Source organism: Candidatus Thiodiazotropha endoloripes, from assembly GCF_001708965.1.
GTDB lineage: Bacteria > Pseudomonadota > Gammaproteobacteria > Chromatiales > Chromatiaceae > Thiodiazotropha > Thiodiazotropha endoloripes.
Window position 1 is genome coordinate 1,669,895 of sequence record NZ_LVJW01000003.1, and the last position, 12,815, is coordinate 1,682,709.

Annotated in this window: 12 protein-coding genes; 2 read left to right on the forward strand and 10 right to left on the reverse strand. The window is 50.5% G+C overall.

From position 1 onward, the window contains the following. Window positions 1-164: 164 nt before the first annotated feature. A complete protein-coding gene (locus A3193_RS07420) occupies window positions 165-569 on the forward strand; it encodes a YrzE family protein (RefSeq protein ID WP_141694599.1) in 405 nt (134 codons plus the stop codon). 343 nt (window positions 570-912) lie between these two features. Here the strand turns inward: A3193_RS07420 and A3193_RS07425 are convergent, their stop codons facing one another. From A3193_RS07425 to A3193_RS07450, 6 genes are all read right to left on the reverse strand, one after another. After that, complete coding sequence (locus tag A3193_RS07425; RefSeq protein ID WP_069005511.1) at window positions 913-1,704, reverse strand: phosphate ABC transporter ATP-binding protein; 792 nt, start codon at window positions 1,702-1,704, stop codon at window positions 913-915. Between the two features lie 42 nt (window positions 1,705-1,746). Continuing rightward, window positions 1,747-2,562 (reverse strand): phosphate ABC transporter ATP-binding protein, encoded by an 816-nt coding sequence (locus A3193_RS07430; protein ID WP_069005510.1) that lies wholly within the window; start codon window positions 2,560-2,562, stop codon window positions 1,747-1,749. Next, a complete protein-coding gene (gene pstA, locus A3193_RS07435) occupies window positions 2,556-3,425 on the reverse strand; it encodes a phosphate ABC transporter permease PstA (RefSeq protein ID WP_083218350.1) in 870 nt (289 codons plus the stop codon). Before pstA ends, A3193_RS07430 begins: the two co-directional genes overlap by 7 nt. 5 nt (window positions 3,426-3,430) lie before the next feature. After that, window positions 3,431-4,363 (reverse strand): phosphate ABC transporter permease subunit PstC, encoded by a 933-nt coding sequence (pstC, locus tag A3193_RS07440; protein WP_083218349.1) that lies wholly within the window; start codon window positions 4,361-4,363, stop codon window positions 3,431-3,433. A gap of 1 nt (window position 4,364) precedes the next feature. Further along, entirely contained in the window at window positions 4,365-5,438 is a 1,074-nt protein-coding gene (phoU, locus tag A3193_RS07445) for a phosphate signaling complex protein PhoU (RefSeq protein ID WP_069014430.1), read from the reverse strand. Between the two features lie 127 nt (window positions 5,439-5,565). Then, window positions 5,566-6,450, reverse strand: a complete 885-nt coding sequence (locus A3193_RS07450; protein ID WP_071932416.1) for a PstS family phosphate ABC transporter substrate-binding protein — start codon at window positions 6,448-6,450, stop codon at window positions 5,566-5,568. A 493-nt stretch (window positions 6,451-6,943) separates the two neighbouring features. Between A3193_RS07450 and A3193_RS07455 the strand changes: the two genes are divergently transcribed. Further along, window positions 6,944-7,183, forward strand: coding sequence for a hypothetical protein (locus A3193_RS07455; protein WP_069014431.1), 240 nt, complete (start codon window positions 6,944-6,946; stop codon window positions 7,181-7,183). 520 nt (window positions 7,184-7,703) lie between these two features. Here the strand turns inward: A3193_RS07455 and cysC are convergent. From cysC to A3193_RS07475, 4 genes are all read right to left on the reverse strand, one after another. Continuing rightward, window positions 7,704-8,333 (reverse strand): adenylyl-sulfate kinase, encoded by a 630-nt coding sequence (gene cysC / locus A3193_RS07460; protein WP_069014432.1) that lies wholly within the window; start codon window positions 8,331-8,333, stop codon window positions 7,704-7,706. A 178-nt stretch (window positions 8,334-8,511) separates the two neighbouring features. Next, a complete protein-coding gene (locus tag A3193_RS07465) occupies window positions 8,512-9,234 on the reverse strand; it encodes a phosphoadenylyl-sulfate reductase (protein ID WP_069014433.1) in 723 nt (240 codons plus the stop codon). After that, window positions 9,221-10,909 (reverse strand): assimilatory sulfite reductase (NADPH) hemoprotein subunit, encoded by a 1,689-nt coding sequence (gene cysI, locus A3193_RS07470; RefSeq protein ID WP_305782010.1) that lies wholly within the window; start codon window positions 10,907-10,909, stop codon window positions 9,221-9,223. The genes A3193_RS07465 and cysI overlap by 14 nt, the downstream gene beginning before the upstream one ends. Continuing rightward, window positions 10,909-12,690: a diflavin oxidoreductase gene (locus tag A3193_RS07475; protein WP_069014435.1), complete on the reverse strand. Its 1,782-nt coding sequence runs from the start codon at window positions 12,688-12,690 to the stop codon at window positions 10,909-10,911. Before A3193_RS07475 ends, cysI begins: the two co-directional genes overlap by 1 nt. Window positions 12,691-12,815: the final 125 nt, after the last annotated feature.

Genomic DNA, 12,815 nt, shown 5'->3' on the forward strand with positions numbered 1-12,815 from the left:
TCAAGTAAAATCTCTCAACGGATTTACGCTACATAAATTGGGTAGCAGTTAATGAGGCGCTGAGTGAAGAAGCACCTAACTAGTAGCTCTAGGCGTTCGTCGCTCTGCTCCTCACTGGAACGCTTCGCTGTGCGTCCCATACCATGGTAGTTAGAGCAGAAAAAATGATCTCTAAGCTGAATTCAAAAGCCATAGTTTATGGAGTTATCACGTACCCAATTGTGTATGTAGCATACGTGGCCTTTCTCAACGTATTGCTTCCTGATGATCCAGGTCCTTACATTGATTGGATTTATGCATTATTCAATATCGTCAGCTGGATTGGTTTGCTGTTGCCTGGATATTTCGCAGGCAGGATAGCGCAAGAGAAAGGCATTCTCCATGGGTTTGTAGTCGGAATATTGGCTGGGGCAGGATCTTCTGCATTTTTTGCTTTCGTCTTGAGTGAGCAATGGCTGGGAGAGTCCGCTGTTCTGAATATCGTGTATTACATGGCATTCATTACGTTCACTGCATCAGTTGGCGGTGGCCTTGGGCAACTTCATGCGAAGTATCGGTTGGCGGCGTAACGCTCAACAATACAAACTTAGTCGACCATCAATAGCTGTGTCGTTCCCACTTCGTTTTGGAGGTTTTTTTATACGAGGATCTGCAGCGTTAGTGTCCGCTTGTCAGAAAGTACTTCAATACATTCTCAATGTCAGCTTCGGTCGCTCAACAGACAGCCGCAGTCTTGCCGAAGGCGAATGCTAGCTTTCCGCATATCGTGCTAAGAATTAGTCCCATCCCGTGACAATTTTTCGTACTAAACTACTAGCTAGAAATTGACTACTTCCAAATAACCTAATTGCGTCAATTAGCGTTCATTTGCGGACTTTTCATTAACAGCAGTAGATTAATAAAGCCGGCCCATTAACCATACCGACCTTCAATATAATCCGCCGTCTCCTTCTGCTCCGGGGTAACAAACAGATCTTCTGTCGCTTGATGCTCGATCACTCTACCCATCAGCATGAAGATACACTCTTCACTGGCCCGTCTGGCCTGAGCCATGTTGTGGGTCACAATCAGGATGGTGTATTCACCACGCAGTTCCCAGATCAACTCCTCTACTGCGGCGGTTCCCTTCGGGTCCAAAGCAGAGCAGGGCTCATCCATCAGCAGCACGCTGGGTTTCACCGGCAGCAGCCGGGCGATGCAGAGTTTCTGCTGCTCCTCCAGTGAGAGTTCGGTGCCTTTGTTATTCAAACGATCTTTGACCTTCTCCCAAAGCAGCACCTGTTTGAGCGCGGACTCGACGATCTCATCCTGATCCGCTTTGGAGCCCTTGTTGTGCAGGCGATGGCCGAACAGAATGTTGTCGCGGATAGAGATCGGCAGTGGGTTGGGGCGTTGGAATACCATGCCGATCTGCTTTCTGACCTGTACCAGTTCGACAGCTGGATCGTAGATATTGTTGTCCAGGACATTGATGTCGCCTTCGATACGCACATAGCCCAGACGCTCGTTGATGCGGTTGACACTGCGCAGAAAGGTCGATTTACCACAGCCGGATGGACCGATCAGCGAAGTGATCATGCCATTTCGAATACTCAGGTCCACATCGAAAAGGGCTTGAAATGTGCCGTACCACAGATTCAGCTTCCGGGTATGAATGGCATACTCTGGGGATTGGTTGTCGTCTTGATCTATTATGGCATTCATGTTGGTTTTTGTATTCGTGTTAACAGGCTCTAAGCATCGGCATCAACCGAACTTACCCTCGACGTAATCGCGGGTTCTCTGGTCCTTCACCTCGCCAGTGAAGAGATCTTCCGTATTGCCTACCTCGACACATTCGTTTTCGAGGAAAAAGGCGGTTCGGTCGGCCAGACGTCTCGCCTGTTGAACCAGATTGGTGACCAGTATGATGGTCATATCCTTTTTCAGCTCTTTGAGCACATCTTCGATGCGCATGGTGGTGACCGGATCGACGGCAATCGAGAATTCGTCCAGCATCAGCAGGTCCGGATCCTGTGAGAGCGCTCTGGCGATGGTCAGGCGCTGTTGCTGTCCACCGGAGAGCAAGCTGCCGAGTGAGTTGAGGCGATCTTTCACCTCGTCCCAAAGGGCGGCACGGGTCAGACAGCGTTCAACGATGATATCCAGTTCGCTCTTACTGTTGATGCCTCGCAGCCTGGGTGACAGGGCAACGTTTTCATAGATTGTCAGTGGCAAACCCACCGGCAGGGGAAACACCACACCGATGCGGCTGCGCAGGGCGTAGATATTCTGCAGATTCTGAATATCCAGTCCATTGAATTTGATCTGTCCCTCAACCGACATGTTGGTGTCGAAGGTGTCCATACGGTTGATTGATTTCAGGAACGAGGTCTTTCCCGCATTGGCCGGGCCGATGATGCCGAACACCTCGTGCTCACGTATTTCCAGGTTTACCCCTTTCAGTGCGGTGTGTTGGCCATACTTAATGGTCAGGTCATTGATTTCCAGTTTGACCGGGGCCTCTTCCGCGACGGCAACCTGTTCTGTCTCGACTATGAGATTGGTATTGGGATTTACCATTTCTTTTTACCTCGCAGATACATGCGGAAGGCGATCGAGATGCTGTTCATGATCAGTACCATGGCGATCAGTACCAGCGCCACACCAAAGGGCAGCTCTTCCGGTACGCCTGGTACTTGGGTTGCCACCACAAACAGATGCAGCGACATCGCCATGGTCTGATCGAATACGCCCTGAGGCAGGAATGGCAGGAAGAATGCCGCACCGGTAAACATGATCGGTGCGGTCTCGCCTGCGGTGCGGGAGACTTCGAGAATCACACCGGTCAAAATGCCGCTGATCGCATTCGGCAGCACAATCCGTCGGATGGTCTGCCATCGGGTCGCACCCATATTCCAACAGGCTTCACGAAACGCCTGTGGCACCGCTCTCAGTGACTCACGGGTTGATACGATGACGATCGGCAGGGTCATGATGGCCAGAGTCAGGCTGGCGGCCAGTATGCTGGTGCCAAAGCCGAAAAAGATGACGAAGGCACCGACACCGAAGAGCGCGTGAACAATGGACGGAACACCGGCCAGGTTGATGATGGCCAACTGGATGATGCGGGTAAACCAGTTGTCCCCCGCATACTCATTCAGATAGATGGCTGCCGCTACACCCAAGGGCACAGAGGCGAGCAGGGCAACGGCAACGATCCATACGGTTCCCAACAGGGCGGGGAAGATGCCGCCGGCGGTCATCCCATCGGTGGGATTGGTAAACAGGAAATCGATTGAAATAACACTGCCGCCTTTTGAAACCAGGGTGAACAGAATAATCGCCACCGGCACGATCAGCAGTATGGTCATCATGAGAAAAAGCATGCGAAACAGGCCTTGTACCCGTTTGTTTCTGGCATTCAGATCGGATTCTGCAAACATCTGCCTTACCCCTTACGGATGCCACGGACAATCAGATCCGCAGTCAGGTTGATCAGAAAAGTAATGATGAAGAGGAAGATGCCGATGGTGAACAACGCCTGATAGTGAGGCGAACCCACGGCGGTTTCACCCAGCTCTGCGGCAATGGTGGCGGTCAATGCCCTCACCGGATCGAACAGACTGCCCGGAATATTCACCGCATGGCCGGTGGCCATCAGCACAGCCATGGTCTCACCGAAGCCACGGCCGACACCGAGCAGTACCGCGCCCAACAATCCATTTTTCGCAGCTGGCAGCACGGTCTTGAAGATCACCTGCCAGCGGGTTGCCCCAAGGGCCTCTGCGGCTTCCCGGTAACGGTCTGGCACCGCTTTTAGCGCATCTTCCGCGATCGACGTCATGATTGGTGCCGCCATCAGTCCGAGGATGATGCCGGCATTCAACACATTCAGGCCGACCGGCACATCGAACAGATCGATAATCAGCGGATTCATGATCGACAAGCCGATGAAGCCCCAGACGACTGATGGAATGGCGGCCAACAGCTCAACCAGTACCTTGAGTGTTTCGCGGACTTTTCCTGTAGCGAACTCACCGATATAGATGGCGGCGCCAAGAGAAAAGGGGATGGCGACGATCATTGCCAGACCGGTGACACTGGCGGTGCCGGCAATCAGTGCCAGGATACCGTACTCCGGTGCATCTTCATCAGAAGGTTCCCAGAAAGGTGAGAGGAAGAACTCCCTGAAGGTGAAATCCTCAAACAGAAACCCAAGTCCCTCCATGGTGATGAAGACAAAGATACCGATAATGAAGATGATGGCGGAGATGCCGGCAAAGAAGACAATAAGCTGAACAAACTTATCAATGTACCAATCTAGGTCCCGACGGTCGAAGTCCTCGGTTTTGGTTACCTTCATAGGAATGGCTTCGGGCATTTCAGGCACCCTCCCCACGAAGCAGTTCCATCAGGTCCTTAATCAGTACGGCAAGCTGGTGGTAGAGATGATCAAAGTCATGACTGTCCTCATCATGGGGGATTTCGCCAAGCTCCCACTCCAGTGCAGAGGTATGGAACGGCAGTTTCGGCAGATAGGATTCAATATTGCCTTGCAGGCTGATGATTACATGTTGATCTGAGATCTCTTTTTCAGTCATCTGCTCGAGGCTGTTGATGCCCGCCTGACTATAGTCGATACCCTTGCTTTGCAGAAATGTGGCAAGATTACTGTTGATCTCTGCGGCTGCAACACTTCCCGCGCTGCTGTATCTGCCCACATCGGGGTGGTTACGACGGGCAATTGCTTCGGCCAGTTGGGAGTGACTGCTGTTGTCCTCATCGACAAACAGGATGTTGAAGATTTTAGGTTTCTTCTGCTCACCGGTGACGGCAAATATCGTATCCTCACAGAGGTTTTTTGATTGATCGGCGATACGCTTGAGCTGGGTGAAGACGACAAAGATCGCCAGCACTTCAGCCACCCGCTGACGATCGTCATTGGCCATCATCTCGGTATAGACGACGTCAAGATTGTGTTCCAGTTCATCCGCCATGACCATGGTGCTTTTTGCCAGTTCCGCATTCAGTTCGGTGAATGCCTTGATCGACTGTTTCAGCATCAGCATGGTTTCACCCGCAACCCGGTCCAATTCTCTGCTGAGATTGCCACTGGGCGGTTCTGAGAGCTGCGCGGATTCACGGGCTATGGTGACTGCATAATCACCAATACGTTCCAGCTCGATATTGGCGCGGATCACCGATGAGAGCAGACGTAGATGGCCACCGCTGGGGATATGAATAGCAAAAAAACGGTGACAGATCCGATCGATTTCCCGCATACAGCGATTGATCGGGTTGTCATTCAATACCGTGGTAAAGGCGAGTTTTCGATTACCGGTCTGTAAGGCGTAAACCGAGTTCTTAACAGCCTCCTGAACCTGTGCCCCCATTTTGGCGACTCGGTCGTGTAGATCTTTGAGGTCTCGTTCTAATCGTTCTTCAAGATGGGACATTGATTAATGCTCCGTGGGTAGACCGTTTATTATCTTGGCTATGCCGTACACACCGGATTGGTTGGTCTGACATTCTGGAAATCAGACCACCAACCAATCCGGGATTATGTTGAGTCGGGTCTGAGTATCAGTTGCAACTCACATCTCTGGTCGGGGCGTAGCCTTTTTTCTTCAGGATGCACTGGCCCACATCACTCTTTACCCAGTCCATATACTCTTTGATTTTGCCTGCAGGCTCACCATTGGTGTACATCAGCAGGGGACGGGCAATTGGGTAGCTGCGATCGCTGGCGGTTGAAACGCTGGGATTGACACAGGTTTCACCTGCCTGCTTGGCGATACAGGCCATTTTGATATGATCAGTCGCATAGGCCAGACCGCTGTAGCCGATAGCGCATGGGGTTTTCTCTACCAGGTCGACTACATCTTTAGAGCCGTGCATGTCGAGGGTTCCCTGACGGAATTTGCCTTTTTTGCCGAGCACCGCCTTTTTAAAATAGGCGTAGGTACCGGAGTTGTTCTGCCGACTGACGACCACAATTTTATCACTCTTACAGCCCGGTACACTCAGGCCGAGATCAGACCACTTGGTGGCTTTACCGCCACGGGCAAATACTGCTTTCAGTTGATCGTAATTGAATTCAGTTGCTGGATTGTTGCTGTGAATGAAGACAGCAAGGGCATCGTAGCCGACCACGTGCTCGATGGGGCTCTGACCTTTTTTCTCAGCCAGTTTGATCTCTTTCGATTTCATCTTTCGGCTGGCGTTGGCGATATCGACAGTACCATTGATCATCGCGGCAATACCGGTGCCTGACCCACCACCGGATACGGCAATCGCCACTTTGGAATCGATTTTTCCATACTCCTCGGCCCACGCCTGGGCAACATTCACGAGCGTATCTGAACCTTTGTTCTGAACAACAGTACGATCAGCGGCATTAACTGTTTGTGCAGAGAACAATAAGAGAGCGGCTGCCATTGGTAGGGCAGTGGATCTTAGAATCTTCATGTTTCCCCTCAGACGGTTTGTTTGTAGAATTACGAGCTTTTTCAGAAAGCTTCTTTGTCTTTCACTGTAACGGTTGCCTGTCAGGACAGGACCCTCTTTGAGTTCCCTATTGGAGAAGGTGCGACTGCGCTAACAAATATTACAGTAAGATTACAATAATATTCCAGAAATATTACAGCTATATGACAGTTAGGAAATAAAAGACTGGTCAGAATATCTATTGATTTATTAGATTTATTATAAAGAAGTGACTGTATCTAATTGTAATTAATGAATATATTCATTATTCAATAAAATAATTACTTATGGTTTCACTCTGTTTTGTTATATTTTTCATCACTTGAAATGGCAGATTTGGAAAGTTAAAACTGTGGCAGGTTTGAACTGTATTACGAAGCTGTAAACAAGCCCTGCTTAAGATTAGCTGACGGGTAGAAGTCGCTGGAAATTCATACTGAAAAACAGAGTGCCGCACTGGGCTTGGTTGGTCGTTATGAGTATCAGAAAAGCATTGGAAAAATGGAATGGCAAATCTGTAGATGAGATCAGCAGATTATATGACCTCTATGGAACTGATAATGATTTTGCCAGGATCATTATCCCACTGTTCAGACAACCGGATTGTGAATCCGGGGCGACCTGGATGATGAAGCGATACCTGGAAGATCATAAGCATATCGACGATGCATCCCAGGATGAGGTTTTTAAAACGCTTAAAAGTTTGAATCACTGACAATCGAAGTTACACCTGCTTCAATGCCTGAGCTATTTCAAAATATCAAATGCAAACAAGAGAAGACTGGAGTTGTTTTTAAGAGAGTGTTTAACAAGCAGCAATAAATTTGTCAGGGCCTGGGCCTATAACGGCTTTTATGAATTGGCGATTCAGCATCCTCAATACATGGAAGAGACAAAATCCTTTTTTGAAATGGCCATGCGGGATGAGGCGCCATCAGTAAAGGCCAGAATCAGAGATGTCATGAAACAAGAGTTTTAGAGTCGGTTAAATTCTGATTATCTGAGTCTGCAACTCCTGACATACGAGATGGAGCATATCTTTCTGCTGGGTGAATGATTGCCGCATGGTGAAACTCCAAAGGCGAAATCGTGTATTGGCGCATACGAAGGTATGGAATTGACCTGGTTGGCTTGGTGTATTGGACAGAAAATACAGCACTGGCAATGCGGCATTCCAACCAATTCTGTTTTTCCAGCTTCCATGGAGCCTCCTTGCTCCACTTCACGTTATAAAATTATGCTCCGAGAGCGACAGGTTCATAACCGGCCTGTAGTGCACCGATTTCATGTAAATAGGATAGTAGGTGGTTAACAGCCTCTGCTACACTGATCTGATCGGCCTGAATGTGAACCTCAGGTTTTTCAGGTGCTTCGTAAGGACTGTCGATCCCGGTAAACTGTTTTATTTCACCACGTTGGGCTTTCGCATATAATCCTTTGGGGTCACGTGTCTGGCAAACTTCAAGATTGGCGTCCACATAAACTTCAATGAACTGACCCTCTGGAAGAATCTTCCTGACCAACCGGCGGTCATCCCTGAAGGGAGAAATGAATGCAGCGAGGGTGATCAGTCCGGCATCTGCCATCAGTTTTGCCACTTCACCTACCCGGCGAATGTTCTCCTGGCGGTCCTGATCACTGAAGCCCAGGTCGTTGCACAGGCCATGGCGTACATTGTCCCCATCAAGCAGATAGGTGTGGTAGCCCTGGCCGGTCAGGATCTGTTCCAGGGCGCCGGCGATGGTCGATTTACCGGATGCACTCAATCCGGTGAACCAGATAACCAGAGGTCGCTGGGTTTTCTGATCAGATCGGGTTTGCTGGTCCACAGGGTGTGAGTGCCAGACGATATTACTGTTGCTCATTGACTGTTCTCCATAGGTTGATATTCATAAACCTTGAATCACTGATTAATCCTTCAATGCAGACAATACTGGTTTGTTGCAATTGAACCGGCATACGCCGAAATCATGTGGAACTGATCAGAGATTCGTTGCTTGTTAAATAGTCAGATGGTGGTGGTGATTTAATCGCTTAAGCGGATTATTCGTGAATGCCACACTCCCGCTTCAATCCGAAAAACCGGGTCTCTTCCTCCTGCATGCCCAGTTTCATCGGCTGGCTGGTATGTGTATCACCGACGGAGGCGTATCCCTGTTCCCATAAAGGGTGGTATGGCAGGTCATATTTCCGCAGATAGCGATGCACGTCTCGGTTATGCCAATCGATGATCGGATGGACTTTGAAACGGCCATCCTGAATCCGTACCACCGGCAGGGAGGATCTGGTGGTTGATTGTTGGCGGCGTAATCCGGCAAACCAACAGCCGACATCAAGATGGTTCAATGCACGTTGCAACGGTTCGACTTTGTTGATCCGGTTGTAGTGCTCGATACCAGAAAGACCCTTTTCCCAAAGACGACCATAACGCCGCTCCTGCCAGGCCGGTGAATGAAGCGGGCGGTAGATTTGCAGGTTTAACTTCAACTGCTCTGTCAGTTGATCGATGAAGCTGTAGGTCTCAGGAAAGAGATAACCGGTATCCACCAGAACCACAGAAATATCCGCTTGAATCTCTGTGACCATATGCAGCATCAGCGCCGACTGTATACCGAAACTTGAGGTCAGCACATGACTGCCCGGCAGATAGTTCAAGGCCCATTCCAGACGATCCTCAGCAGTTCGCTTTTCGAGTTGATGATTGAGGTGTTGCAGATATTTTTCATCAACCATCTCCGGCGCGGTAATCGAGTCAAGGTGTGCCATGGTAGTCCTCAGCAGGATTGATTACCGGCTTGATCAGGCCGTAGCGGATGGTGAAGTCACCGAAACCTTCATTGGCCAAACGCTTTTCAGAATACAGCTTGAACAGACGATCCAGTGTTTTCAGCAGTTCATGCTCATTGAGGTTTTTTCGATAGAGACGATTCAGCCTCAATCCGGTACCGTCCCCACCCAATTGCAGATTGTAACGGCCAGGACCTTTACCGATCAGACCTATCTCAGCCACATAGGGGCGAGCGCAGCCATTGGGGCAGCCGGTCATACGCATCACAATAGCGCTTTTTTCGATATCATAGTTATTGGTGATCTTCTCAATCCGGTTCATCAACTCTGGAAAATAGCGCTCTCCCTCAGCCATAGCCTGGGGGCAGGTTGGAAGCGCGACACAGGCGATGCTGGCAAGCCGGGTTGGACTTTGACGATCACTCAACAGGCCGTGCTGAAGTGCCAGTTGTTGAATACGATCTTTTTGTGTTTCAGGTACTCTGGCAACGATCAGGTTCTGGCTCGGGGTGATGCGGAAGTCACCCTGGTGGATGCCGGCAATCTCCCGTAAGCCGCTCATCAGGGTTGCTCCGGGGGTGTCGGCAATGCGTCCATTCTCAATGTAGAGGGTCAAATGCCATTCGCCGCTACTATCTTCGAGCCAACCATAGCGATCGCCCTGACTGGTAAAATTAACCGGTTTCGCTGTTTCAAAATGGATACCGGCACGCTTCTCCACTTCCGCTTTAAAGGCGGTCACTCCCATGCGCTCAATGGTGTATTTGAGTCGTGCATGACGACGGCTGATACGATCACCGAAGTCACGCTGCACGGCCACTACGGCTTCCGCTACCGCCAGGGTATGTTCAGGTGAGACAAATCCCAGTTCATCAGCCAGACGGGGAAAGGTGGTGTTGTCGTCATGGGTGGCTCCCATACCGCCACCCGCCAGGACATTAAAACCGAGCAGACGATCAGCCTGCGCAATAGCGACAAACCCAAGATCATTGGTATAGACATCCACGTCGTTATGTGGCGGTATCGCAATGGCGGTCTTGAATTTGCGGGGCAGGTAGGTTTCACCATAGAGCGGTTCGGTTTCACCACCGGCCACAGCCTCGCCATCAAGCCAGATTTCATGATAGGCCCTGGTTTTCGGTAGCAGATGCTCACTGATCCGTTTTGCCCACTGGTGAACCTGCTGATGCAAAGAGGAGTCATGGGGATTGGGATTGCAGAGCACATTGCGATTCACGTCGCCGCAACCACCGATGGAGTCGATCATTACCTGATTGATCCGTTTGATCAGTGGTTTCAGGTTGGCTTTCAGAATGCCGTGGTACTGAAAAGTCTGGCGGGTGGTGAGGCGGATGGTGCCGTTACCCAGGTCCCGCCCGACAGTGTCGATGGTCAGCCACTGCTGTGGTGTGCAGACGCCACCGGGAAGGCGTGCCCTTAACATGAAGCTGTAGTAGGGTTCGAGAAACTGTTGCTGTCTCGACAGCCGCAGATCCCGGTTGTCCTGCTCATAAAAGCCATGAAATTTACTGATTTGTGCATCATCCGCTAACAGGGCACCGGTTGCCTGATCCGCCATGCTCTCCATCAAAGTACCACGCAAGTAGCGGCTGTTCGCCTTGATCAATTCATTGGGATTGAGCTTGATATCCATCAGTAGACGTCTCTCTGGTAGCGTCCCTGGATGCGCAGGGATTGAATGTAATCTGCAGCCGACGCTTCATCATGTCCGCCATGGGTTTGGGCAACAGCGAGCAGGGACTGGTAGACCCCACGCTCCATCTCAACGCCACCACAGACATAGAGATGGGCGCCCTCCTGCAGCCAGTGGTAGAGTTCGGCTCCCTCTTCATAGAGTCGTGCCTGGACATAGGTGCGTTCCTGGTTGTCCCGTGAGAAGGCCAGGCTGATACGTTCCAGCAGGCCCGATTTACGATAGTGGAGCCAGTCGGTCTGGTAGAGAAAATCCCGGTGGAAGTGGCGGTTACCAAATACCAGCCAATTATGACCATGAGTACCAAGGCTCTCCTGCTGCTGCAGAAATGCCCGATAGGGGGCGATACCGGTACCTGAACCGACCATGATCATAGGCGTATCAGGTGAAGCGGGTAGTCTGAAACTTGGATTCTCAACAACATAAACTCCGAGCCGGTTTGTCTCTTCGATCCGACGGGTCAGATCCCCTGAAGCACCACCCAGGTGGTTGCGTCCATGACTCTGGTACTGCAGTGTGGAAACTGTCAGATGTATCTCATCTTCAAAGGCGCGTTGACTGGAGGCAATGGAGTAGAGTCTGGAGTGCTGATGGTGCAGGAGTTCTACCAGACTTTGCTCATCAACTTCTGCCGGGAAGCCAGCTACCAGGTCGATCAACTGGCGATCGCTGACAAAATTCCGTAGCTGTTCAATATTCTCACTCAGGTTACGCAGGTGAGGGTCATCAGTCAGAGATGACCAGGCTCTGACCACGCCGGGATGGAGCTGGGTCAGTTCAAGTCGTTCGACCAGTGCCCGATTCAAAGTCATCTCATCACTGCCCAGTGTCACCTTTGCCTCTGCGGACAGGGCGGTGATCGAGAGCAGTTCGTCGATCATTGCCTGGTCATTGCGAAAGTAGAGACCCAAGGTGTCACCAGGTTGAAACTTGATCAGTTGCGGATCGATCTCAAGACTCAGGTGGTGGACCTCGGACAGGGCGTCTTCCGTGGTGATTCGGCGACGCTCAATCAACTCGGCCTGGTAAGGATTATTGCGGTCATATCGGACATTGGCAGACCGTTGCAGTGGAATCACCAGTGCCTGATCGTCCGGTTGATGCTGTTTCACGGTAGCATGGATCTGTTGCTGCCAGCTTTCGGCTTCTGGTTCAAAGTCCACATCTGCATCAACTCTGTCGAGCAGACGCTTTGCGCCATGTTCATCGAGCAGGCGTTCGAGTGTTTTACCGGCCTGGCAGTATTGATCGTAACTGGAGTCACCCAGGCCAAATATGGCGTATTGCAGATCTGACAAGGAGGAAGTTTTTTTACTCTGCAGATAGCTGAACAGTCCATACGCACTCTCGGGCGGTTCGCCTTCACCCTGGGTGCTAATCACGACGATGAGTAGTTTCTCTTTGGCAAGATCACGGGGACGGTAGTTTTCGGCTGAGACCAATCGAGGTGCATAGCCGGATGTCTGAAATCGATCCGCAAGCTGTTCTGCCACACTCTGTGCATTACCACTCTGAGTGGCATACAACAATGTCAGCGCTGGTAACTCATTGGCAGCCTGTTTGAGTTTCGGCTGATAGGTAGCCAGAGCTGCCAGATATCCACTGGCCCAAACCAGTTGTTCACTGTTGAGTCCTTCAATCGACTGTTGCAGACGGATGAGCTGAAAATCATCCAGTGGATGTGCGGGAAAATGCTCTCTGCTTTTAACTGCGACTTCCATTGGGACGTCTCCAATATCTGATATTCGGGTGTATTGGGAGAGAATATTGGAAGAGATGTATTATCTTTGAAAGTAATAAATATTGATAAATAATCAAAATATCAGATATAAGGCCGGACTCCTGT

Coding starts and splice junctions, on each gene's coding strand:
- A3193_RS07475 (WP_069014435.1), bottom strand. CDS start 12,690: ATGGAAGTCGCAGTTAAAAGCAGAGAGCATTTTCCCGCACATCCACTG.
- A3193_RS07425 (WP_069005511.1), bottom strand. CDS start 1,704: ATGAATGCCATAATAGATCAAGACGACAACCAATCCCCAGAGTATGCC.
- pstA (WP_083218350.1), bottom strand. CDS start 3,425: ATGTTTGCAGAATCCGATCTGAATGCCAGAAACAAACGGGTACAAGGC.
- pstC (WP_083218349.1), bottom strand. CDS start 4,363: ATGCCCGAAGCCATTCCTATGAAGGTAACCAAAACCGAGGACTTCGAC.
- A3193_RS07455 (WP_069014431.1), top strand. CDS start 6,944: ATGAGTATCAGAAAAGCATTGGAAAAATGGAATGGCAAATCTGTAGAT.
- A3193_RS07465 (WP_069014433.1), bottom strand. CDS start 9,234: ATGGCACACCTTGACTCGATTACCGCGCCGGAGATGGTTGATGAAAAA.
- A3193_RS07450 (WP_071932416.1), bottom strand. CDS start 6,450: ATGAAGATTCTAAGATCCACTGCCCTACCAATGGCAGCCGCTCTCTTA.
- phoU (WP_069014430.1), bottom strand. CDS start 5,438: ATGTCCCATCTTGAAGAACGATTAGAACGAGACCTCAAAGATCTACAC.
- cysI (WP_305782010.1), bottom strand. CDS start 10,909: ATGGATATCAAGCTCAATCCCAATGAATTGATCAAGGCGAACAGCCGC.
- cysC (WP_069014432.1), bottom strand. CDS start 8,333: ATGAGCAACAGTAATATCGTCTGGCACTCACACCCTGTGGACCAGCAA.
- A3193_RS07430 (WP_069005510.1), bottom strand. CDS start 2,562: ATGGTAAATCCCAATACCAATCTCATAGTCGAGACAGAACAGGTTGCC.
- A3193_RS07420 (WP_141694599.1), top strand. CDS start 165: ATGATCTCTAAGCTGAATTCAAAAGCCATAGTTTATGGAGTTATCACG.